The sequence below is a fragment of the Clostridium manihotivorum genome, from assembly GCF_004015185.1.
Lineage (GTDB): Bacteria > Bacillota > Clostridia > Clostridiales > Clostridiaceae > Clostridium_AR > Clostridium_AR manihotivorum.
On sequence record NZ_CP025746.1, the window covers coordinates 2476873 to 2498795 of the forward strand.

At 31.9% G+C, this 21923-nt stretch carries 23 protein-coding genes and 2 pseudogenes; 19 read left to right on the forward strand and 6 right to left on the reverse strand.

What is annotated here, in order from left to right; all coding sequences use genetic code 11:
• Window positions 1-174: 174 nt before the first annotated feature.
• Together C1I91_RS11065 and C1I91_RS11070 are read left to right on the forward strand one after the other, a co-directional pair.
• Window positions 175-1407 carry an MFS transporter gene (locus tag C1I91_RS11065; protein ID WP_238475967.1) on the forward strand — a complete coding sequence of 411 codons (1233 nt, stop codon included), beginning with the start codon at window positions 175-177 and terminating at the stop codon, window positions 1405-1407.
• Between the two features lie 1357 nt (window positions 1408-2764).
• Window positions 2765-3325: a hypothetical protein gene (locus tag C1I91_RS11070; protein ID WP_128212942.1), complete on the forward strand. Its 561-nt coding sequence runs from the start codon at window positions 2765-2767 to the stop codon at window positions 3323-3325.
• A gap of 104 nt (window positions 3326-3429) precedes the next feature.
• Here the strand turns inward: C1I91_RS11070 and C1I91_RS11075 are convergent, their stop codons facing one another.
• The 5 genes from C1I91_RS11075 to C1I91_RS11095 all read right to left on the reverse strand — a co-directional run bounded on the left by C1I91_RS11075 (window position 3430) and on the right by C1I91_RS11095 (window position 6749).
• On the reverse strand, window positions 3430-3756 hold the full coding sequence (locus C1I91_RS11075) for a hypothetical protein (protein ID WP_128212943.1): 327 nt from the start codon (window positions 3754-3756) through the stop codon (window positions 3430-3432).
• Window positions 3757-4209: 453 nt separating this feature from the next.
• The gene (locus C1I91_RS11080; RefSeq protein ID WP_128212944.1) at window positions 4210-5046 is read right to left on the reverse strand and encodes a hypothetical protein; all 837 of its coding nucleotides are present in this window, start codon (window positions 5044-5046) and stop codon (window positions 4210-4212) included.
• A gap of 159 nt (window positions 5047-5205) precedes the next feature.
• Complete coding sequence (locus C1I91_RS11085; protein WP_205694304.1) at window positions 5206-5685, reverse strand: DUF4240 domain-containing protein; 480 nt, start codon at window positions 5683-5685, stop codon at window positions 5206-5208.
• Window positions 5686-5807: 122 nt separating this feature from the next.
• Window positions 5808-6218 (reverse strand): VOC family protein, encoded by a 411-nt coding sequence (locus tag C1I91_RS11090; protein ID WP_128212945.1) that lies wholly within the window; start codon window positions 6216-6218, stop codon window positions 5808-5810.
• A gap of 264 nt (window positions 6219-6482) precedes the next feature.
• On the reverse strand, window positions 6483-6749 hold the full coding sequence (locus C1I91_RS11095) for a hypothetical protein (protein WP_128212946.1): 267 nt from the start codon (window positions 6747-6749) through the stop codon (window positions 6483-6485).
• A gap of 175 nt (window positions 6750-6924) precedes the next feature.
• On the opposite strand from C1I91_RS11095, the gene C1I91_RS28125 reads away from it, so the two are divergent.
• The 3 genes from C1I91_RS28125 (at window position 6925) to dnaB (ending at window position 11543) form a co-directional block, all read left to right on the forward strand.
• The gene (locus tag C1I91_RS28125) at window positions 6925-7083 is read left to right on the forward strand and encodes a hypothetical protein (RefSeq protein ID WP_164880503.1); all 159 of its coding nucleotides are present in this window, start codon (window positions 6925-6927) and stop codon (window positions 7081-7083) included.
• Window positions 7084-7785: 702 nt separating this feature from the next.
• A complete protein-coding gene (locus C1I91_RS11100; protein ID WP_128212947.1) occupies window positions 7786-9957 on the forward strand; it encodes a hypothetical protein in 2172 nt (723 codons plus the stop codon).
• Window positions 9958-10199: 242 nt separating this feature from the next.
• Entirely contained in the window at window positions 10200-11543 is a 1344-nt protein-coding gene (gene dnaB, locus C1I91_RS11105) for a replicative DNA helicase (RefSeq protein WP_128212948.1), read from the forward strand.
• Between the two features lie 85 nt (window positions 11544-11628).
• On the opposite strand, the pseudogene C1I91_RS11110 reads toward dnaB, so the two are convergent.
• Window positions 11629-13159 (reverse strand): annotated as a pseudogene (locus tag C1I91_RS11110) (IS1182 family transposase).
• Between the two features lie 278 nt (window positions 13160-13437).
• Between C1I91_RS11110 and C1I91_RS11115 the strand changes: the two are divergent.
• The 14 genes and pseudogenes from C1I91_RS11115 to C1I91_RS11180 all read left to right on the forward strand — a co-directional run bounded on the left by C1I91_RS11115 (window position 13438) and on the right by C1I91_RS11180 (window position 21788).
• Window positions 13438-14151 (forward strand): MurR/RpiR family transcriptional regulator, encoded by a 714-nt coding sequence (locus C1I91_RS11115; RefSeq protein WP_128212949.1) that lies wholly within the window; start codon window positions 13438-13440, stop codon window positions 14149-14151.
• 85 nt (window positions 14152-14236) lie between these two features.
• Window positions 14237-14845, forward strand: coding sequence for a sugar O-acetyltransferase (locus C1I91_RS11120; RefSeq protein ID WP_128212950.1), 609 nt, complete (start codon window positions 14237-14239; stop codon window positions 14843-14845).
• A complete protein-coding gene (locus C1I91_RS11125; protein WP_128212951.1) occupies window positions 14838-15134 on the forward strand; it encodes an HAD family hydrolase in 297 nt (98 codons plus the stop codon). The genes C1I91_RS11120 and C1I91_RS11125 overlap by 8 nt, the downstream gene beginning before the upstream one ends.
• A gap of 110 nt (window positions 15135-15244) precedes the next feature.
• Window positions 15245-15619 (forward strand): zinc dependent phospholipase C family protein, encoded by a 375-nt coding sequence (locus C1I91_RS11130; protein ID WP_128212952.1) that lies wholly within the window; start codon window positions 15245-15247, stop codon window positions 15617-15619.
• A 109-nt stretch (window positions 15620-15728) separates the two neighbouring features.
• Complete coding sequence (locus tag C1I91_RS28835) at window positions 15729-15995, forward strand: hypothetical protein (RefSeq protein WP_420808469.1); 267 nt, start codon at window positions 15729-15731, stop codon at window positions 15993-15995.
• The gene (tnpB, locus tag C1I91_RS11140; RefSeq protein WP_128212954.1) at window positions 15992-16363 is read left to right on the forward strand and encodes an IS66 family insertion sequence element accessory protein TnpB; all 372 of its coding nucleotides are present in this window, start codon (window positions 15992-15994) and stop codon (window positions 16361-16363) included. The genes C1I91_RS28835 and tnpB overlap by 4 nt, the downstream gene beginning before the upstream one ends.
• Window positions 16364-16443: 80 nt before the next feature.
• Window positions 16444-18059, forward strand: a pseudogene (tnpC, locus tag C1I91_RS29740) (IS66 family transposase).
• On the forward strand, window positions 18046-18324 hold the full coding sequence (locus C1I91_RS11150; RefSeq protein ID WP_128212955.1) for a hypothetical protein: 279 nt from the start codon (window positions 18046-18048) through the stop codon (window positions 18322-18324). The pseudogene tnpC and the gene C1I91_RS11150 overlap by 14 nt, the downstream one beginning before the upstream one ends.
• Before the next feature lie 167 nt (window positions 18325-18491).
• Window positions 18492-18746: a hypothetical protein gene (locus C1I91_RS11155; protein ID WP_128212956.1), complete on the forward strand. Its 255-nt coding sequence runs from the start codon at window positions 18492-18494 to the stop codon at window positions 18744-18746.
• 83 nt (window positions 18747-18829) lie between these two features.
• Entirely contained in the window at window positions 18830-19264 is a 435-nt protein-coding gene (locus C1I91_RS11160) for a GNAT family N-acetyltransferase (protein WP_128212957.1), read from the forward strand.
• A 32-nt stretch (window positions 19265-19296) separates the two neighbouring features.
• The gene (locus tag C1I91_RS11165) at window positions 19297-19707 is read left to right on the forward strand and encodes a DMP19 family protein (protein WP_128212958.1); all 411 of its coding nucleotides are present in this window, start codon (window positions 19297-19299) and stop codon (window positions 19705-19707) included.
• A 448-nt stretch (window positions 19708-20155) separates the two neighbouring features.
• Complete coding sequence (locus C1I91_RS11170; RefSeq protein WP_128212959.1) at window positions 20156-20824, forward strand: Type 1 glutamine amidotransferase-like domain-containing protein; 669 nt, start codon at window positions 20156-20158, stop codon at window positions 20822-20824.
• Window positions 20825-20949: 125 nt separating this feature from the next.
• Window positions 20950-21132 carry a hypothetical protein gene (locus C1I91_RS11175; protein ID WP_128212960.1) on the forward strand — a complete coding sequence of 61 codons (183 nt, stop codon included), beginning with the start codon at window positions 20950-20952 and terminating at the stop codon, window positions 21130-21132.
• A gap of 23 nt (window positions 21133-21155) precedes the next feature.
• Window positions 21156-21788: a DUF998 domain-containing protein gene (locus C1I91_RS11180; protein WP_128212961.1), complete on the forward strand. Its 633-nt coding sequence runs from the start codon at window positions 21156-21158 to the stop codon at window positions 21786-21788.
• Window positions 21789-21923 lie beyond the last annotated feature (135 nt).

Genomic DNA, 21923 nt, shown 5'->3' on the forward strand with positions numbered 1-21923 from the left:
AGTGAGCCTTTGCATTCCTTAATAAATATTTATGATAGAAAAAATAGTAAAGTTTAGCGAAGGTGATAATACTATTGTTTTTTTATTTTTTTGTTGACAAGGAAACAAAAATCATATAGTATGAATGTATCAAATATGTTTCCTAGGAAACAAAAAATAGATAGGAGAATTCAAATGTTCAAATCTAAATCATCTGATCAAAACAATGTAGTACAAACTGTAGATAGACACGCTCTTATATTTGGTCTTATATCTGTGTTCCTATGTGGAATAGGCTTCAGTATCATATCACCTGTAGTTCCATTCTTAGTGAAGCCTTACACAACCAGTCCAGGAGAGCAAGCTATAGTGGTTACACTACTGACTTCTGTTTATGCAGTATGTGTATTTTTTGCAGCTCCAGTGCTTGGAGCTTTAAGTGATAAATATGGCCGTCGACCATTGCTTTTAGTATGCCTTTTAGGATCATCAATTGGATACTTAGTATTCGGTATAGGCGGAGCTTTGTGGGTGCTATTTGCTGGACGAATAATAGAAGGTGTAACCGGTGGTAGCATAAGCACTATCTTCGCATATTTTGCAGACATAATTCCTCCAAAAGAAAGAACTAAATACTTTGGTTGGATAAGTGCAGTTGTAGGTGTAGGGACGGTAATAGGTCCAACCCTAGGCGGCTTGCTTGCAAAGTTTGGTTATTCAGTACCAATGTACTTTGGAGCAGCAATAACTTTAGTGAATGTGGTTTATGGCTACTTCTTTATGCCTGAAAGTCTTGCTAAGAATAATAGACTTCAAGAAATCACTGTAGGAAGACTAAATCCTTTTATACAGCTTGCAAGCATACTTTCCATGAAAAACTTAAATAGACTTCTTATATCAGCATTCTTACTTTGGATACCTAACGGTTCTTTGCAAGCAGTTTTTTCACAGTTCACAATGGATACCTTCAGCTGGAAGCCTGCAATAATAGGACTTATGTTTTCAATAATGGGATTTCAAGATATTGTTTCACAAGGGTTAATCATGCCAAGGCTTTTGACAAGACTTAGTGATAAACAAATAGCAACTCTTGGAATGGTCTCTGAGATGACAGGCTACGGTCTTATTGCGGCATCAGCGTTATTCTCCTTCTATCCTATTTTTATCATTGGAATGTTTATATTTGGCTTTGGTGATTCAATCTTTGGACCTTCATTCAATGGTATGCTCTCAAAGTCCGTGGCTTCTAGTGAACAAGGAAGAATTCAAGGAGGCAGTCAATCTATCCAGGCCTTAGCAAGAATGATTGGGCCAATCATTGGAGGTCAAATCTATGTAGCACTAGGTCATGCTGCACCAGCCTTTATGGGTGTACTTCTTATAGTAGCGGCAATATTGGTTTTAAATAGAAATTCATCTTTAAAATAATTATTAATAATAGGTTAAAGCAATATGGCTTCAGTCTCCAACATATTTTTAGGACTTTGATTTAAGTAAATTCTGATAAAAGTATTAAATAGGTATGTGTCTAAAGATTGATTTAAATAGTTACTACTAAAATACAGATTATACTATGAAGACGAAAATTCATATAAAGCTAGTATTTACAAATAAAATACAAGATCGAATTGAATTATTGCATTGAATAGACAAGTTCTATAGCAGTTTTTTCATACTAATAGGAGTCATGCATCTTACATAAGTCATCAAGGGAGTATAGTACTAACTTTAACTACTATATATGAATGTATTAAAGAAATGTGGGTGGATATTTTCTTTATGGTTGCAGCAGTGAAAGCTATATTAAAAATTTTTAAAACAGTAAATATATATCATAATCTTGAATTAATGAGGAATGTACTTTAGATATCAAAAGTGCTGACAACATTTATTTAATACATACTGATAGAGAGCAAAATTTATATGTATAGGGTAGAAATTAATATTTTTAATTATGCGTTGATAAGGCATTGAACTCCAAGGGGTTTCAGATGCATTGATATTGAATGTTAACCTGAAACAAGCTTTCAATAGAGTATCATACTAATTTTTACTACTATATAGGAATGTATTAAAGAAATGTGGGTGGCATTTTCTTCATAGTTGCAACAGCGAAAGTTATATTTAAGAATAGGCTACTAGTATAAAGTTCCCATAACTCAGCTATTAATTTATACGTGGACGAAAATCCCTATAAGCTATGATTTTGGGACAAGTATAAATTGGTAGGTTTCTATATAGGAATTTTTTATAGGTATCCTACTTAAACCATTAATTCATTCATGCTATAGGAAGTTTGGCAAAGTTTGCTGAAAGTAATGACATCTGCTAATCCAAAGAAACCGGTATCATAAAATATATATAAATTAAGTTTTTTTAAAGGATACCTATAGTAATATTACATTAGGATCTTAGATTAAAAAGTCACATATTTTGGGCATAAAAAATACTAACAACATTTATTTAAAACATACCAATAGGGAGCTAAATATATAATGAGGGTAGATAGGGCTTTTAAGTTACACCTTGCTAAGAAATATTTTTATATATTTTTTATGTGACTTACGATAGCACTTATTAGAATTCGAGTATCTTGCAGTAAAGATTAGGTTGGTTTATTATATATGTAATGTATAAAATTGGGACAAGTACATGAAGTGAAAAGAGCTAAACCAAAAAAACTAGACCAAAAACCTAAAACAAAAACCTAAACCCAAAAGAGTTAAAATAGTTAAAAACCTTTGAAAAAATAATTATATTAATGAAATGATGAGAGGTGTTTTTTATGAAGCCATATGTTTCCCAACCTAAAGGAAGTATGTGTTGTGGCGCCTATTCAATTGCTTATTATTTGTGGGAGAATAATAAGGACACACATATAAATGATAGAACTTTTGTGGATAGTATTTATGAAAGAATACAATTGGGTTTTAATACTGTTGGAATATCAGAAGTGTGCTCGAGTCCACAAAAAATTGCTATGGAATTAAGTGATAATTGGAAATCTCCTTCATTTTTATGTGGATTACCAAATAGCTATCTTGGTTCATTTGCAGAGAAACTTAACATGTCTTGGTTAGACATGGATGTTATGGATAAGGTAAAGTCAGGTGATAATAAGTATGCAATTATTTTGTGTGGCTATGAAAATGATGGGTTAGCATTGCATTATATATTAATCAAATATGAAGATGATACCTTCAAGATGTTAAATTCATCAGCTATATATGGCGATGGAGTTGACAATGTTAATTGGGAAGAATTTATTGTGGAAGCTAATAGAAAAATTACATTAAGCAGATATACTCCATACATTTATACTGGAGCGGGAATTCTTATAGACTGATTATGAATGAAGGATATTTAACTAAAAAAAGCTTCGGTGAGTTCACGAAGCTTTTTTTATATATTTTCCATTGAAGAGTACATCTTTAAATCATACCTATTAAATTAAGCAAATTTCTTTATTGATATGGAATTTATTAAACCAAGAAAGGCAACAGTAAAGCTTACTCCAACTGCAAAGAAAGTAAAATCACCTATTTTTAATAGTGTAATGATAGAAATAATGCTGCATATTATGCCGAATAATGCATAAACCTTCTGATTATGTTTTATGAAGCCTGGCTTATCCTTTATAGTATAAGTTCTACCATTTAGTTTGTAATTATCTAATTTAACTAATTTTGCAGGTTTGAAAGAAGCTATAATTATGTTTACGATGCCTATTATTAAAACCAATGTAGATAAGATGTTAAGAATCATGTCTCTATTCATGTTGTTGGTCCACCTTTCTAGTGTCAAAAATCTCTTATATTCTAATTTAATTATACTAATTATAGCATTAATTTCAATATAATGTATGTAGTTTGGGCGAAATTGGGTGGGTGTTATATATAGGGTTCCATTACGAAAACTTAAGTTATGTATGTTCAAAAATCGTGGCTTCTGAGGATTTTTGCGACATGCATAACTTAATAGTTGAAGTTGGAACCCTATAATAGGTATCTTTACGGAAACTTAATTTATAAATGTTCGATAATACCGGCTTCTGGGGATTATCGGGCATATATAAATTAATAGTTGAGGTTGGTTCCCTATAGGGTTATATTACGAAAGCTTAAGTTACGCATGTTGGAAAATCGTAGTTTCTTGGGATCTTCCAACATGCATAACTTGATAGTTAAAGTTGGATCACTAAATATATTATTATCTATTACCTATTAATTCTCAGTTAACTTCATAGACATTTTCCACGATTTCAGTTATATGTTTATTATAGTTAGACTTTATGTCTTCAAGGACTTGTTTTGATATTTTAGAATGATTGATTTTCACATTCTTTGATTTTAGTATAGTCTCTGCTTTTATAATATCATTTGATGTATCTATAGGAAGAGATTTTGAGCTTTTATCCTTGAAAAGTATTGTGTAGGAAAAATTATAATTATTTTTGTGAACATTGACAGTTAGTTCTGTTTTAATTTCTTTTATTTCTGAGTAAGAATAATGTTTTTCAGAAAAGGTGAAAAAATTATCTACGGCCACATAATCGTCTGTGAAATACACATAGTCCCCCATACCTAAAATATAAAATGGAAATGCTAATATAAAGCAAATAAGCAGCATAGATGTTAGAGGAACAAGGTTTTGCTGTAAGGTACCTGTAGGGAGTTTTTTATATATTGCAACAAAATCATAATCTTTACTATGAAAGAACATCATAATAATACCAACTAAGGGGATGATTATAAAGATTCCTGCGATTACTGCTATCTCTGATTCAGAGGTTTTCAGGTACAGAAGAGCATTGTTTGGAACTATTAGCTTCTCCTGAAGAAAATTTACTAGGAACCAATCAAATATAAGAAGACCTATGAATATGATAAGCATTTGTAAAAGGGTCATGTAATATATAACTTTTTGACCTAAGCTAGGTGTGAGCATTTGTGCTTCAGTTATTGTTTCGAAGGAATTATACCTTTTGTAGATTATGCTTTTATAAAGCATATAGGATACTAAGAAAATCACAACAATATAAATTGTTAGTCCTAATATATAAAGCACTTCTGTCACCTCCATAGTTCTATGGTTAATCTTGCAATATTACAACATATTTAAACCGTGTTATTAAATTAGGAACTCAATAAAGAGTCCCTATATGGCAACTTAATTTAATAAAAAATTACTCTTTTCATAGGAATAAGAGTCACTATCCATTTATAACTAGTGAGTCATCCATTTATGCTTATTACTAAAGGTTTCGAAATCATACTTAGATACATATTCAAACTCACTATCATTCTTTTTTTCATAAGCTTCAGGAGCAATGTATAAAAGCGATTCAAGCTCTAAATCTCTTGGCATCTCACTGGGGGTATTAAGAACTTCATAGTATAACTCTTTGCCGTTTGCAACAACTACGCACCGAGCATATAAAAATAGGTCTTCGGAGAAAGGTTCATCTTCATTTATATATGAATCTTCTCCTATATTCTTTGCATATTGAATCCCATCCAAATCGTAGAGAAGCTTTGATAGGATATCATAAAAGGCAAAAATGTCTTCATTGGGCTTTTTAGATAAGTAATTGATTGCTCTTTTTAGTACTTTTTCATCATCACCAGAGTATCTCCAATCTAACATGGATATTATATTCCAAAATTCATTTTCATCCATAGGTTTATTGTTTATATTCTTTAACATAGAGGACTCCCTCCTTCTTAGTTAATATTGTGATACTAGTTTTTATCTATTGGAATACAATAAAAATTAGTTTGCAAATCTAAATTGTTTTTATCTACACAATTACTTGAAAGATATTAAATTCAACTTACAATATCAGTAGCACGCAACTCTATTTCAGTACCTTCTGGAGCCTTTATTTTAAGGAGAGCTTCTCCTAAAACCTTATAAACTACCTTGCCATTTTTAAGCTTAAAATCGTTATAGCCAAGTGACTTAATTCTTTCATATTCTGCTTCCACATCATCAACCATAAATGCCATATGTACTGGTCCTGCATTTAAAGAATTCCATTTATTAAAGTTATCACCTTCCTTAGGAGTTTGAAGTTCAATCATAAAATCGCCAAGCTTTAACCAGGTATTAAAGGATCTTCCATGAAAGTTTGGAGTTTCGTTAACTATCTGAAAGCCTAAGATTGTTGTGTAAAAATCTAGAGATTCCTTGTATTTTTCTGTTTGAATGCATATGTGATGTACTTTTTTAATACTCATAATTTTCTCCATTTCTCAGTTTATTAGTCAGTAATTATAACAGTTTCAGAGTTTTTATTCAATATATGGAGTAGCTAGTTACTATACATGCACAGGTATTTTTTTATTGTTTAGGAATAAGTTTCATAGCTTATTTAAACAATTTTGCAAATCCAGTTAAAAGTCTTTTAAGGTAGATCTTATTTTTTAGCAAATAGCTAAATTGTTAGTAGAAATTTCACGAGGATTTGTAGTATATAGTTGGACTATCTATATTAAAAATACTTAAAGTTCAAGATAGTACCAACTTATTCCTAATAACCCGTGTTTCAAGCCAATAAATACTCGTTCATTTTCAGAAACTTGGTTGTAAGAATCTTCAGATACTGCAACTACGGAATTGCCATTCATATTGCCCCAAGGAGATACTACCACTTGGTCAACATTAATTCTTATCTTTTCACCGCTAGTATAGATCTCTTTATTTATGATTGAGGTAGTGTATAGGGTCGGATTAGAATTATCATATAGATAATTAATATTTGTTATCAAACCAAAAGAATATGATGGAATTGAGATTAGAAGAAAAAATAATGATGTAATATTTTTAAATGAAACATGATTTATAAATATCATGGATAAAGTTAGAATTATACATGTTATGGTAAAGTATATCCAAAATATAGATGTATAAATAGTATTACTACAAATAAAACCTGTAAGACTAATGGATAATGAATTAAGGGAGATTGTTATTCCAACAGAAGGACGAGAACCATCTGTTACAATAAAGCCAACATCCTTATTGAATATAATTAAAATAATAAATCCAGCTAATCCAAAGATTATGCTTATAGTAATGGAAAGCTTAAAAGGACTGGGGTAAAATAGTGCCCACAGTGCTGATAGTACACCAAGGATATTGTAAGATTGCACAATATTATCAATAAAAGCACTTTTATGAATTACTTCTATCTTGTTTTTTCTTCTACCTCTCTTTTTTCTTTTATTTGGTATTTTGAATCACCTACTTTTTGATTGTCTTAAAATTAAGTTATTAAAAAGAATAACTTTCATAAGATAGTATCTTTTATGGTAATCAATATAGATAATAGTAAGATTCCATAATTAAACATATATTTTATTATATATTAAGATGCTTGGTATCATCAAATACTTAGTGTGAACATTTCCATTAAAAATCAAAATGCAAAATATTCTAACTGAAAGCAGGGCGTTTTTTAAAATTCATAACTTCAAAAAGCCCATAAAAATATTAAGATTCTTAAGGATTTCTTACAAATTAATTAAAATCACCAAATAATTACAAAAATAACATATAATACGATTGTATTAGATAAGCATATTGAAGAAAGTCGTTTTATTAATAAGTTGATATAAGATCTATGACTATATTAGCAAAACTTATATAAGGATTTTATGTTGGATAAAGAGATATAGGTATCATTTATGAAAACTTAATTTATGCATGTTATATAATCCAGGCTTATGGGGATTATCGGCCATGTATAAATTAATAATTGAAGTTGGATATCTATAGTAAACAGCTCTAACTGGAGGAATATTTATGAAGTATTCAATTTTAGGATTTAAGCAGGATAAGCTTATGGAATTTGGTCTTGATATCAAGGATGCTGCAATACTGAGGTATTTTGTAGATTTCATGGAAACCTTGAAGATGAGAAGTGAGATTATTGATAAAGAAGTGTATTATTGGGTGAAATATGAGGGCATTATTAACCAGTATCCTATTTTAAAGCTTAATAATGTGGACAGTGTATATAGAAGATTTAAGAAACTTGTTCAGTTAAATATATTGAAGCATAAAACCATTATTAACAATGGAAAATACTCTTATTATACCTTAGGGGATGGCTATGGTGAGCTGCTTTATCAGTATAAGGTAAAGGACGCTATTAAAAGCAATGGAGGGTTTGAGGTTATTGACCAGCAGATAATTGATCAGTGTGAAGCTAATCAGTTTGAGAATTTTTATTTAGATTCTGAGATAGAACAATTTGAGGAAGTAAGCAGAACTAAGGTATTGAATAAACATGAGGAATTAAATAAGCATAAAGAATTAAATAAACATAAGGAATTAAATGTCCATGGGAAATTAAGTGTCTATGAGGAACTAAATAGACATGAGGAATTAGATGTCTATGAGAAATTAAATAGTTCCGAGGAAGTAAATAACTATAAGGAATTGAATAACTATGAGCAGTGGGACAGTTATGAACAATGGGATAGTTACGAAGAATGGGATAGCTATGAGGAGTATGAAAAGCTTAAGGCTTTAGTAGACTTTGATGATTTTGATGAAGTTGAAGCAACGATGGATATCAGTGAGGTATCTTCAAGTAACCTTAATAGTTGTGAAGAACTGGACGTACAAAAGAATGCTAATACAGCAGATTACAATCAAGATTTTAGGCATTCTAAAATAGAAGCTTGTGATGCAGGCTTTGAAAAGTCCAGTAAAATAGATGAAAATCATAATCTCAGCGAGATTACATCGGAATATGACGCTAAGTTAATGGAGATGCTTAAGCATAAGGAACTATATAAGCTGCCTGAAAAAACTGATGACTTTGATTACTTTAATGTGGCGGAGAATATAAGAGCTTTAGAAATTGAGTATAACACCGAAGAACGGTATACAGAGGATCTTGAAATGTATGAGGAAGAGGAGCTTAAGCAAGATAAAATGCTTGATGGATTAAAGCTGATTGCCGATACTAGTGTTTTAGAAGATTTTGATTTTGAAGAGAAAATAAAGCTGTTAAGAGAAGCTTCTAAAGATGAAGAGGCTAAAGTTCAATCATCCAAAGTAGCTGGAAGTTTAGGAAGTTTAGTAGAAGAATATATGTCAAAATTAAAGAGTAAGATAGAGAAAGCCAAAGGTATGGAAGAAAATTCATCTTGTAACGGATTATTATCCATAAGGCATCAGGAGGAAAATCCTACAGAAACAGGATTGATAGTCGGAACAAATGATTATTCTAATAATAATTCTTTTAATAATCTTAATAATAACAATAATAAAGATATTAATGGTAATACAGATACAGATATTTATAAAAATAATAATAAGGATATCAATGATGAAGGCAATAAGAACATTAAAAATAAAAACAAGATGAGTATTAGCAACAAGAGCAACAACAGTAATAACAGTAATAAGAATGATAAAGATACTAATAAGAATTATAAGGTTTGTATTGACAAAGAGAAAAATACTAATAAGAATTACAAGGTCATTGATAATGGGAAAAATACTAATAGGAATTATGAGGTTGTTGACAATGAGGAAAATAATATAAACAGTGAGAGTAATGAAAATAAGACTAATAAAGCTAATATCAATAAAGATAGTAAGGATAATAACAATGAAAGTAATAAAAGTAATAAAAGTAATAACATTAGTGCTAGCAACAACAGCAATAACATGAGTAATAACAACAAGAATAATCAGAGTAATGTAAAAAATAAAAATAGCAGCAATAAAAATAATATCAATATTAACAATAACGGCAATAATAAGAAAATTAATCTTAATAGCATTAGGCTCAATAATATAAACATCTACAAGAAGAAGGATAAGGACTTAAATAAAAGTATCAACGTCTACAAAAAGAAGGATAAGCACTTCAATAAAAGAAATATAGATTACTTCAGTACTGATATGATGAATTATTTAATTGAAGACGAATTGCTTAAAGCAGATGGATATTTTTAAGGTTTTTAGCTGTTATTAGAAGTTTACTTGAAGATAATTAGAAGCTATAAATTTTGTTAACAAGTGGGACAACTATAAGACATAGCAGATAAGTATAATACTTATAATTTATGATAAATAATCTATGATAAATATTTTATGATAAGACCTAGTGCTCGAAGGAGTCTGTTATCAAGTTAGAGCCAACGGGATATCAGATGCTGAGTTTAGATATAGGAAATCTTTAATTTGGGAGGGAAACTATGGATACATTAAGATCAGTACCAAAATCTGAAAATGCAGAGCAGGCGGTGCTTGGATGTATACTTGAAAAGGGTAATGTTGATGAATTAATAGGGGTTTTAGAGGAAAGTGATTTTTATCGAGGAGCTCATAAATTTATATTTGCCTGTATTTTAAACATGTACAAAAAGAATAAGAGTATTGATGTTATTACTGTAGCTGAGGAGTTAAAGGGTATGGACATGCTAACTACGGTTGGTGGAGTATCTTATCTGATGGAGCTCAAGGAAGGGTATATGACTTCAGAAAATATTTTGGACTATGCTGCTATTGTGAAGGATAAAGCTATTAAAAGGAATTTCATAGTTGCCTCTAAAGAAGTGCTGGAAGAGGCTTGTAAGGATAAAATTGCTGCAAGTGAGTTGTTTGTAAAAGCAGAGAATTCAATATTTAACATAAACTACAGCAATGCTAAGAGCTTTCAAACTATAGGCAGCTGCATCGAGGAGTCTATGATAAATATAGAGCAAAACTATGGAAAGGGCGGAGGGTTACTTGGTATATCTACAGGCTTTAAGAATCTGGATAGATATCTAAGTGGTTTTCAAAAAACAGATTTTATAATATTAGCGGCTAGGCCATCTATGGGGAAGACAGCTTTTGCACTTAACTTAGCGAGTAATATATCAGAGCATTCACAAGTAGCTTTTTTTAGTTTAGAAATGAGTAAGGCACAGTTATCTCATAGAATGCTGGCTTCGGCCTGTCATCTGGATTTGACTAGGGTAAGAAGTGGTAACCTAAAGGACAATGAATGGGTAAAGCTAGTGAATGCCAATTCTAGACTTTATAAGAAGGATATGCAGATAGATGATTCCGCGGCCTTAGATGTAAATGAGATAAAATCAAAATGTAAAAAGCTAAAGTTCCTAAGAGGATTAGATGTGGTGATTATTGATTATATCCAGCTTGTAAGGCTTAAGGAGAAAGCCTACTCCAGGGAGCAGGAGGTGAGCAAGGTATCTGCTGCATTAAAGAATATGGCAAAGGAGCTTGATATAACAGTTATAGCCTTGTCTCAGCTTTCTAGAGCCCCAGAACAAAGAGCAGATCACAGACCACAGCTTGGAGACTTGAGGGATTCAGGATCTCTAGAACAAGATGCAGATGTAATAATGTTTCTATATAGAGATGAATACTACAACAAATCCTCAGAGCTTAAAAATATAGCTGAAATACTAATAAGCAAAAATAGAAATGGACAAGTTGGTGGTGTCAGATTCACCTGGATCCCTACAAGCCAGAAGTTTGGAGAGATTGCATCAGATAGTAGAGTGCAGCAGTACAAGAACTACTTGAACTGACAGGGACAGAGGTGGACGAGGGACATGGGGACGGAGCGAAACCACTGAAAAAGTAGCATCTTTTAGACAATAAAAAACGGCTTCTTCAATAAAAATAGATTAAACATCCTTTATTTGTAAAAAACTTCAGTATATCTAATAAAAAGGAGGATACCAGCTTGGCTATCCTCTTCAAATTTACCGCTAATGCCGTTAACCGGGCTTGCATGCCCATGCTTCTTAGACCATACCCTTTGGCACGGTCTAACCCATGAAATCTCTTCATTTCACCATTTTTCCACTCATTACAGGAACGATTTTTATATTTTTCTAGAAAATCTTGAGTCTTTGCACGTTGACTATACTCGTAGTACTCATGTGCATTTACTCCAACTTCTAAAGTTCTTGCTGACACTTTACCATTAATACATTCAGAACGGTGTGGACAATCTTTACATATTTCTTTGTCAAAAGTATATCTAAAACTTTTTTACCACTTTTATTGATTTTTTGCTTTCTTTTTTACTGTATTGTTTCCATATTTACAATACCATTGGTCGGAGTCTTTATTATAATTAAATTTACTCTCATCGATACGATATACAGATTCACTAACAGGTATATAAGCTTCTGCTTGATCTTCTTTAATTAAGTCTAAAATGGGTTTTCTAAAGTATGCTTTATCACCATAAACTTCTTCCGCTTCAATCCCTGCTTCTTTCGTTAGCTCGTATAATTCTTTAAAACCTGTTCCGTCAACATAAGCTCCATCATGTACTGCTACCGCAGTGATTATACGTTCTGAACCTGTAGTCATTATAAATTCTGTCTTGTATCCAAAAAACTATCAGTTTTACTTTTGTTTCCCACTCTTGCATCTTGGTCTACTAATGAACGTACTCCTTTTTGTTGAATAAATTTCTCATCGGATATGATTTCACGAGCATTCTTAATAACCGCTGCGGTAGCAGAAGTATCAGGATTTTCTATATGATTTTCTGCTTTCTCCATAAGATCTTCCAAGTATGCTTTCATTGTTTCTTTGGCTACTTTGTGATCGTCGATTGCTTTATAATCAGGAATGTTTGCATCAACATCCTCAGGTATTGACCCTCTTTCTTCTTCTAGGTTCTTTAGGACTTTTTTTTAGCTAAGTGTTTTAATACTCTCTCAGGAACTAACTTACCTGTATTAGCATGTGTATGAGTAGCATCAATGCTTATACTATGTCCTTTTATAATTCCTTTTTCAACGCATTGTTTTACAACTTCTTTTATGATCTCATCCATTGTAACTTCTTGTAGTCTATGAACTCTAAATTTAGCAAGAAGACTTGGATGCGGAAGTTCCTCTTCTGGGTTTAAGCCAACAAACCACATGGATGCAAGATTTAAAGAAGTTTCTTCTATTATTTTTTCATCCGATAGATTATATAAATATTGTAAAATCAACAATCTTATCATCATTTCCGGTTCCTTTGCGGGACGGCCATAATATTTGCAATAAGAACTTTCAAGAAGTTTATTAACAAAACTAAAATCCACAGCTTGATCAATTAGTTTCAATATATGATTATCGGGAATTTTGTGGTATAATATAGAATATAGACTGTATTGTTTTGATTGATTTCTTAACATATGGTTGAAACCCCCTTTTTGGTTATGGTTGTCGCAATTCCATTATACCATTTTAAGGGGGTTTTTTGTATTTTATTCTACTTTATTCTGATTTATTTTACATATTTTCAAATATTTATAATATGTTTTTCAGTGGTTTCGGACGGAGCTTCTGTCCCAGGTAGATGGAGGGACAGAAGCTCCGTCCCCCTGTCCCTATTAAGTCGCAAACTATAGGCTACGGATAAGATAGAATCAGGGTATATATCACTAATAAATAGAAGTTATTGGAGGCTACAATGTTTTCGTATGATAATATTCAGAAATTTAATGATACTGAGATTCATATGTATAAGTTTATTGTTGATAACGGAGAAAAGATTCCATATATGACTATTCGGGAATTGGCTGAGATGATGCATGTTTCCACATCAACAATCCTTAGATTTTGCTATAAATTGGACTGTAATGGGTACAAGGAATTCAAAGAAAGACTTAAGAAATATTTAAGTAATATAAAGGAAATGCCTCCTCAAAATGATTTAGTTGAGCTGTTAGATTACTTTAAAAGAACTAACACTAATTCCTTTGAGCAGAAAATAGAGCAAGGTGCTGATTTTATTAGAAAAGCGGAAACCGTTATATTTATAGGAGGGGGTTCTTCTGGTACACTGGCCAGATATGGAGCAAGATATTTCTCTAATTTGGGTAAGTTTTCAATTGGATTAGAAGACGCTTATTATCCAATTACAAAAGATATGGCGAGTCCTACAGTAATAATTGTACTTTCAGTTTCAGGAGAAACAAAAGAGATTATTAATTTAATTGACCGCTTCAAAGCTAACAAATGTAATATCTTGAGCATCACCAATCAAACTAATTCCACTATTGCAAAAATGTCAGATTGGAACATCTCTTATAATATGAATATTCATAAAGTTAATGGTGGATATAATGCGACAACCCAGGTACCTGTAATGTTCCTGATAGAAGCATTGGCAAGAAGAATTTAAAGTTTGAGACATCTTGTTACTAGTTGTGTAACAGAATTTTTTTTACACTATTATTAGATGTGGTGGAGAAGGAGGAATGTAATAAATGAAAACAGAATTTGAAAAGTGTATGTCAGGAGAAATCTACAACTGCCATGATGAAGTTTTTCTAGAGTTTAAAAAGAGAACCAGAACATTACTATCCCAATATAATAGCCTTGCTTATGATCTTAAGGAAGAAAAAAGAGAAGTTTTACGGAACCTTTTGGGTAATATAGGTACTAATGTATCGGTGGGTTCTCCATTTATCTGTGATTATGGCTGCAATATTCATTTGGGCAATAATGTGTCTATCAATATGAATTGTACTTTTGTTGATTGTAATAAAATCAATATAGGCAATAATGTTCTTATTGCATCTAATGTACAGATTTATACAGCTACTCATCCGGTAGAATTGGCAGAGCGATTAACCCAGGATTGGAATCAGGAAAGCGGGGAATATTTTTGTCGTACCTATGCACTTCCAGTGACTATTGGTGATGGATGTTGGATTGGCGGAGGCGTAATTATTCTGCCTGGAATCAATATAGGAAATGGCAGTGTTGTAGGAGCAGGTAGTGTTGTAACAAAGGATATTCCTGAAGATTGTGTAGCGGTTGGAAACCCATGTAGGGTAATTCGAAGAATTAATGGAACTTGCAAACATGATTAAAATGGTAGCGTTTGACTTTGACGGAACGGTTGGGGACACAATTCCTATGTGTATCGAAGCTTTTAAAAAATCCGTATCACCTTATTTAGGGCATGACTTAACTATTCAGGAGATTGTACAAACCTTTGGTCTCAACGAGACAGGAATGGTTAAAGCAGTGGTAAAAGACAATTGGAGGTCAGCTCTTGAGGACTTTTATTCATTTTATGAGAAAATGCAGATATATAAAAAACTCAATGAAGAAGGAGGCTTTAGCTACTTTTTTATAGACAGAAATAGCGTATTATAAGTAAAGACTGATTTACAAAATATGTTATAATTAAATTGGTAATAAATTTGTGTAATAGGCAAATAGTAATTTGTTAAACTGATTTTTTATCCATTAAAAGGAGGGCTAGAATGGCTTCTTGGATGGTACATTTACGAATTGCAGATAAATTGCTAAATGAAATATCTAATCTTTCAGCTACTGAGTTTGTAATTGGCAATATAGCACCTGACAGTGGCATACCGAACGATGATTGGTCGGCTTTTACCCCAAGTGGTGATGTTTCGCATTTTAAAACAACAGATATTGATGGTTTAAAAGATATTCATTTAAACGAATATATTGAACAATTTTTTACAGTGGAGCAAAGAAAGAAATATAATACAAAACAGAAATCTTTTTATCTTGGTTATTTAGCTCATTTGTTAACTGATATGATGTGGGCAAATGTAATAGTTCGTAAGCGATGGAACAAATACCGTCATGTAAATAGACCTCTAATTTGATATGCTTTATTAAAGCAATCAGATTGGAGGTTTTAATATTATATCTAAGAATGAAAATTATACTCTCTGGGAGCAGAGAATAAATGAAAAAAATAAAAGCGGTCTAACAATCAAAGAGTGGTGCGAAAAGAATGGAATCAGTAGACATAAGTACAATTACTGGAATCACCTATTGATAAAGAGAAATGAAAAACCTGTTGAAGAGACGACCTTTACTGAAGTTACAACAATTCTTTCAAAACCTGATAATACAAATTCAAACCCAAGTAAATCTGATGATTTTCAGATACTTTATAAAAATATACAAGTTACTGTTCCTAGTAACTTTAATCAAGATTCTTTAGCAGGACTGATGAAGGTTCTGCAAGACTTATGATGAATCATATAGCCGATGGGGCGGAGCACATCTATCTTGCACTCGGTGCCACCGACTTCCGCAAGCAACAAAACGGACTTGCCGCATTGGTTTCATTAAAATTTAATCTTAATCCTTACTCTGGCACAAGTGTTTTCTTATTTTGCAATAAAAGACATAGCTGTCTTAGGGCACTTCGATGGGATAAAAACGGCTTTATATTGGTTACAAAGTTTCTTTGTGATGACATGAAATTTCAATGGCCTAAAACAGAAGGAGAAGTACGTGATATAACAAAACGACAAATGGAATGGCTTCTAGATGGTTTACAAATTGATCAAAAAAAAGCACATCGAGAAAGTATTGATACTGCAGGAATGATTTTCTAAAAATGGCTAAAAAGCTAGTAAAATAGCCGTTTTTCTGGTATAATATAAGTAGTTAATTAACCAGAAAGGAGCCTTGAATCATGCAGTTTTTAGATAGCAAAGAGTTACGAATTAAAGAACTTGAAAATGAAAATAGAAAGCTGCAGGAAAAGGTAACTATGCTAGAGCATGATGTTGAACTTCTCACTCAAGCAGTTTTACATGCATCAAAACAACGTTTTGGAGCATCAAGTGAAAAAACTCCTCAAATAGAAGGACAATATTCTTTTCTGGATGAAATAATTGATCCTATTATAGATGAGGCCAAAGTTATTAATATAAAAGAACATAAACGACCTGTGAGAAAAAAAAGGCGACAGAGAAAAATTGATTAAATCATTACCACATGAAATAGTTGAATGCGTTATTAATGAAGAAGAAGCAGTGTGCAAAATATGCGGAAGTTATCTTAAAGTTATTGGTAAGAAAAAGTAAGATCCGAAATGGAATATATTCCAGCAAAGCTTATAATCAAAGACTATGTTCAATACGTTTATAAATGTACTGAATGTGGAAAAAATGACGTTAATCCATATGATTCTATATATTGTGCACCTGTGCCAGCTCCAGTGCTTACGCATTCCGTAGCATCGCCTTCGATTACAGCGTGGATAATGTATCAAAAGTATATGATGTCAGTACCTTTATACCGCCAAGAAAAAGACTTTAGAAGAATGGGTGCAGAGCTTAAAAGAGATATGATGGCAAACTGGATAATACGAAGCACTGAATATTGGCTAAAACCTCTATATGAAAAGATGCATGAACAATTATTAAAGTGCAGTATTATTATGAGTGATGAAACTACTTGGCAGGTAAACAAAGAGAAAGGTAAGAAGGCATCTAGCAATTCATATATATGGATACATAGAAGTGGCAACTGCGAAAGCTTACCGGTAATTTTATACCAATATACCAGAAGTCGTTCAGGTGAACATGCAAAAAATTTCTTGAGCAGTTTAAAGGGTATCATGTCTCCGATGCATATGCTGGATATGAAAAGGTTGAAGGAATTACTAGATGCTTATGCTTTAGTCACCTACGAAGATACTATCTGGAAGCTATTCCTTTAGATTCTAGAAAAAAAGAGATTCCGAGCTCTGGCGGAGCGGTCGGCAGGGCTTATTGTGATAAACTCTTTAAACTAGAAAGAAAGTGGAAACAGCTATCTCCAGATGAAAGAAAACAGAATAGACTTATCTATAGTGTCCCTATACTGGATGCCTTTTTTGCATGGGCAGAAAAAACATTTACAACACAAGATATGTTGAGAAAGGCTTTAAATTATACACTGAATCACAAAAAATATTTTACTAACTTCTTGCTAGATGGAAGAATACCCCTATCTAATAATTTATCAGAAATCGCTGTAAAGCCTGTAGCAATTACAAGGAAAAACTCATTGTTTTCCGATTCGGTAGCCGGGGCGGAAGCATCCGCAATTGTATTTAGCATTATAAATACAGCTGCAGCTAATAATTTAGATCCATATAAATATCTGCATTATATTTTTTGCCAGTTACCAAATATTAATTTTGCATCGAATCCATGTTTACTTGAAGAGTATTTACCATGGGCGGAGAAAGTACAAGTTCAATGCAAAGCAACTACAACAGAAACTACTCCAAAGGAGGAAAAAACTAGTGAGTCAGCCTAATATAGATTTCATGATGACTATGACCAAGGATTTTCTAAACGAAAAAATTGATGAAATAGCTTATACGCTTGATTTTCCATATGAACTTGAAAAAAGATACAAGAAAATGCACAAAGAAGATGATGATTATGCAGAATTGATTTATGAATGCCTTTATGAAGAAGGCATATGCTTGTTCGATGACCTATCAGATTCGGAATTTAAGAAACTTATTCGAAAACAATATAACTATATAAAGCAAATTGCAAAAGAAGGATTTTATTAAAATATAAGCTTCACAAGTTTTTGTGAAGCTTATATTTTTCAATACGGTATATGTTCCATCGCTTACTAATAGTTCGCCCCTGTATAGATAAATTTAAATCTTTATATGATAAGGACAGGGCAGAGTGGATATGGACATTAAAGAAAGATTGGTATGACCTTGACTTTATGTATATTAAGAAAAATCCTAACTTCAGAGCATTTTCAATTTATAAGAACGCAGATGAAATTCATAATGAGTATATGGATTTTTTTAGTGATGATGCCTTTGAAAACAGAAGAGAATATATATTAAGTTTTTATGGCAGTGAAAAAGATAATTTGGAGAGAGAATATACATACTTAAAAGAAGAAGAGATGGATAGATTTGTTGATGAAAGTGCTGAGAAAATTAGTCAAATGATGAAGGAAGAGTATTTATAGAGTAGGAGTAATAATACAGTTAGGCAAATTATAATTTAAGGTTAAGTGATATAAATAGTAATTTTAAAAGGATGATGGGGGTTATGATAAGAGAAATAGTAAAAGAAGATTTTAGTGGGTTAATGAAATTATATATGCAACTGGGTGATAATCCAATGCCCGAAAAAACGCCTCAAATAATGGAATTATGGAATAATATTTTACAAGATAAAAATCATCACATTATCATTATTGAGAAAGATGGAAAGATAGTGTCTTCGTGTGTTTGTGTAATAATACCAAATTTCACACATTCTCAAAGATCGTATGCTTTTATTGAAAATGTAGTAACTGATAAAGAATATAGGAAAAAAGGATTTGCCACAGCGTGTTTAAATTATGCAAAAGAGATAGCAGTTCAAGAGAAATGCTATAAATTAATGTTACTAACAGGTTCAAAAAAAGAGAGCACGCTAAATTTCTATAAGCAAGCAGGATATAATAATAAAGATAAGACAGCTTTTATACAGTGGATATAAGAAAAATTCCAATTTACATAGGAGATTTAGAGATGAATTTTATAGATAGAGCCTTAGAACGAATCAATGAAATGAGCGCTGATGAATTTTTGCAAGCAATGGCAGATGTATATAAGGAGGCAATAGATAGAAACGAAATTAAAAAATACCCACAATTTGTACAAGATGTGATTTTTATTATTGATTATGATACAGAATTGCAAATGGAAGGACTAGTAGGTTTCTTTAATGATTCAACTAAAGACTATGTAAATGAAACTATTAGTGCATTAAAAAATTGTGGTGCGATAAAAGAGGCTGAAATATTGGAAAAATGTAAAGCGATTAATATTGAGGACTATGATGGCTATCTTGATTTAGAAAATGAGACATACATTAATAATGATCTTGAAGGATTTTGGCAACTTGTAGATAGTTATATTGAAAGAGAGAAGAAAATGTAGGGTTTCATTACGAAAACTTAATAGTTGAAGTTGGGTTCTTATGTGGAAACTTAATTTATACTTGTCCGAAAATCGTGGGTTATGGGGATTTTGTTGCATGTATAAATTAATAGCTGAAGTCAGATACATATATATAGGGGGCATATATCGAAAATTAATAAATGCTTGTCCCAAAATAGCGAGTTATTGGCACTTTCTGGCACGTATAAATAAATAGTTAAGTTATAAAACATGTATATATAATTCTAATTTGACAAGGTAAGGAGTTTACGATGAATATATATGAATTTGGACTGGACAATGAACAAATTCTCATGATGTTTCATGGTGCTTGCATGTCGTGGGATATGTTTCAAGAGACATAGAATAAATTTAAAAGAGAATTAAAATATGAAAGTTCCATGAAACTTATGAAGGACCATAGGGGAAATGGCAAGGAGGAAGCAATTTGAACATTCTATTAGATAAACTTGATTTTAATGAGAGTTGGGCATATGAAGCATTCCGGAAAATAATTAAACCAGAGCATAAGCTTTGCGTTGTTCCTTTCGCTTTTCATGAGGATTGGATAAGAAATGAAGAAGAATGGGAAAAATCCTACAACAAATTAAATGGCGAACATTATAAAAGTACCGTAGCTGCTTTCTATACTTATGGCATAGACGATAAAAATATAACGTTGATAAATTATTTTGTAGATAGTGTTGAGAGCGCTAAAGCAAAGGTTAGAGAAAGTGATATAATATTTTTTACTGGTGGTTTTCCAGATAAAATGATGAATAGATTAGAGGAATTTGATTTAATTGATATTATTGAACAGCATAATGGCATAATAATGGGGTGGAGTGCTGGAGCTATGATGCAGTGTGCAGAATACTATATTTCGCCAGATAACGATTATCCAGAGTTCGTTTATAAGAAGGGACTAAAGTGTATAAAAGATTTTGCGGTTGAGGTTCATTATAAAAACATTGACTCACAAAATAATAGTACTGAAAAATACATGAGAGAAAAAAATAAAATAGTTTATACTACGGAACCTCATAGTGCAATAATTGTTGATGGTGACCAGGTTAAATTGTTGGGCAATGCAAAAATTTATAAAGCATTAAAGTAAATATAAACTTGCGGCTATATTATTGGTGATTAATAGGGCAGAGAATATATATTAATTAGCAACTTTCATAATTAGAAAATTTTATTGCTGAACCTGCAAGATTTATTGGTAAGGTTTTGAGGATAATGCATAAGAAAAATCTAATAAGAGCTATAGATTTCGATTTAGTAGCAAGAGAAAACTATACGCTTCTAGCCTTAACCTTGGAATATGCCCATGCTGTAAATAATGGAGAAGATACAGCACCAGTAGTTAGAAAGATGTTTATACATGTAAGCTTTATATGTGAATACTTAAAAATAAATTAGTTTAGTAAAGAAGGGAAAAGGATATGAAAAAGAGCTTAATTAATTGGTTTGGACTGCTTGGAGTTATTAGTTTTTTGTCTTACACCATAGCAGTTATCTTCTCACCATTGGCATACCCAGGATATAACTGGATGAGCCAGGCAGTAAGTGATCTAAGTGCAAATAATGCTCCATCTAAAATGCTTTGGGAACAGTTAAGTTGCTTATATGGTGTCTGCGGAATCATATGCGTTATGATGATATGCGTATACATTCAAGGGAAGTTAAACAAGCCTTTACGATTAGGCATTTATACTTTTGCCATCATGAGCTTTATTTCAAATGTAGGATACACTTTATTCAGGCTTTCTGATAGTGGCTACGCAGGAACCTTTCAAGATTTTGTGCATGTTTTTGTTATTACTTCATTGGTAGTACTACTTTCAATTGTTTCTTTGCTTTTAGTTATGATAGGAGGATATAAAGAGAAAAAGTACAGATCCTTAGCTGTTTGCGCTACTATTGCACTAACTGCCATGCTTATTGGGGGCGTTGGCACTGCAGTAGTACCAAAAGCATATTTTGGAGTGGTGGAAAGATTTAGTGTTTTTGCAGCCAGCGGGTTTCAAGCGGTTTTAGGAATATATTTGTTTCGGGGAAGAGTGTTTTCTTCATAATATATATTGGTTTTGTTTAGTGATAGATTTGGAGTGAATTAATTCTCTCTAATAAACTAGATTAAGGCGAGGATGAGAAGTGTTTTTTTATTTGGCTAGATTCAAGATAATGCCATAATCTTAGGGAATTCGCAG

What these genes read in the sequence shown, in the direction of transcription:
- C1I91_RS11065 (WP_238475967.1), top strand. Translation starts at nt 175, where the DNA reads ATGTTCAAATCTAAATCATCTGATCAAAACAATGTAGTACAAACTGTA.
- C1I91_RS11070 (WP_128212942.1), top strand. Translation starts at nt 2,765, where the DNA reads ATGAAGCCATATGTTTCCCAACCTAAAGGAAGTATGTGTTGTGGCGCC.
- C1I91_RS11075 (WP_128212943.1), bottom strand. Translation starts at nt 3,756, where the DNA reads ATGAATAGAGACATGATTCTTAACATCTTATCTACATTGGTTTTAATA.
- C1I91_RS11085 (WP_205694304.1), bottom strand. Translation starts at nt 5,685, where the DNA reads ATGTTAAAGAATATAAACAATAAACCTATGGATGAAAATGAATTTTGG.
- C1I91_RS11090 (WP_128212945.1), bottom strand. Translation starts at nt 6,218, where the DNA reads ATGAGTATTAAAAAAGTACATCACATATGCATTCAAACAGAAAAATAC.
- C1I91_RS28125 (WP_164880503.1), top strand. Translation starts at nt 6,925, where the DNA reads ATGGATAATGAATTAAGGGAGATTGTTATTCCAACAGAAGGACGAGAA.
- C1I91_RS11100 (WP_128212947.1), top strand. Translation starts at nt 7,786, where the DNA reads ATGAAGTATTCAATTTTAGGATTTAAGCAGGATAAGCTTATGGAATTT.
- dnaB (WP_128212948.1), top strand. Translation starts at nt 10,200, where the DNA reads ATGGATACATTAAGATCAGTACCAAAATCTGAAAATGCAGAGCAGGCG.
- C1I91_RS11115 (WP_128212949.1), top strand. Translation starts at nt 13,438, where the DNA reads ATGTTTTCGTATGATAATATTCAGAAATTTAATGATACTGAGATTCAT.
- C1I91_RS11120 (WP_128212950.1), top strand. Translation starts at nt 14,237, where the DNA reads ATGAAAACAGAATTTGAAAAGTGTATGTCAGGAGAAATCTACAACTGC.
- C1I91_RS11125 (WP_128212951.1), top strand. Translation starts at nt 14,838, where the DNA reads ATGATTAAAATGGTAGCGTTTGACTTTGACGGAACGGTTGGGGACACA.
- C1I91_RS11130 (WP_128212952.1), top strand. Translation starts at nt 15,245, where the DNA reads ATGGCTTCTTGGATGGTACATTTACGAATTGCAGATAAATTGCTAAAT.
- tnpB (WP_128212954.1), top strand. Translation starts at nt 15,992, where the DNA reads ATGATGAATCATATAGCCGATGGGGCGGAGCACATCTATCTTGCACTC.
- C1I91_RS11155 (WP_128212956.1), top strand. Translation starts at nt 18,492, where the DNA reads ATGTATATTAAGAAAAATCCTAACTTCAGAGCATTTTCAATTTATAAG.
- C1I91_RS11160 (WP_128212957.1), top strand. Translation starts at nt 18,830, where the DNA reads ATGATAAGAGAAATAGTAAAAGAAGATTTTAGTGGGTTAATGAAATTA.
- C1I91_RS11165 (WP_128212958.1), top strand. Translation starts at nt 19,297, where the DNA reads ATGAATTTTATAGATAGAGCCTTAGAACGAATCAATGAAATGAGCGCT.
- C1I91_RS11175 (WP_128212960.1), top strand. Translation starts at nt 20,950, where the DNA reads ATGCATAAGAAAAATCTAATAAGAGCTATAGATTTCGATTTAGTAGCA.
- C1I91_RS11180 (WP_128212961.1), top strand. Translation starts at nt 21,156, where the DNA reads ATGAAAAAGAGCTTAATTAATTGGTTTGGACTGCTTGGAGTTATTAGT.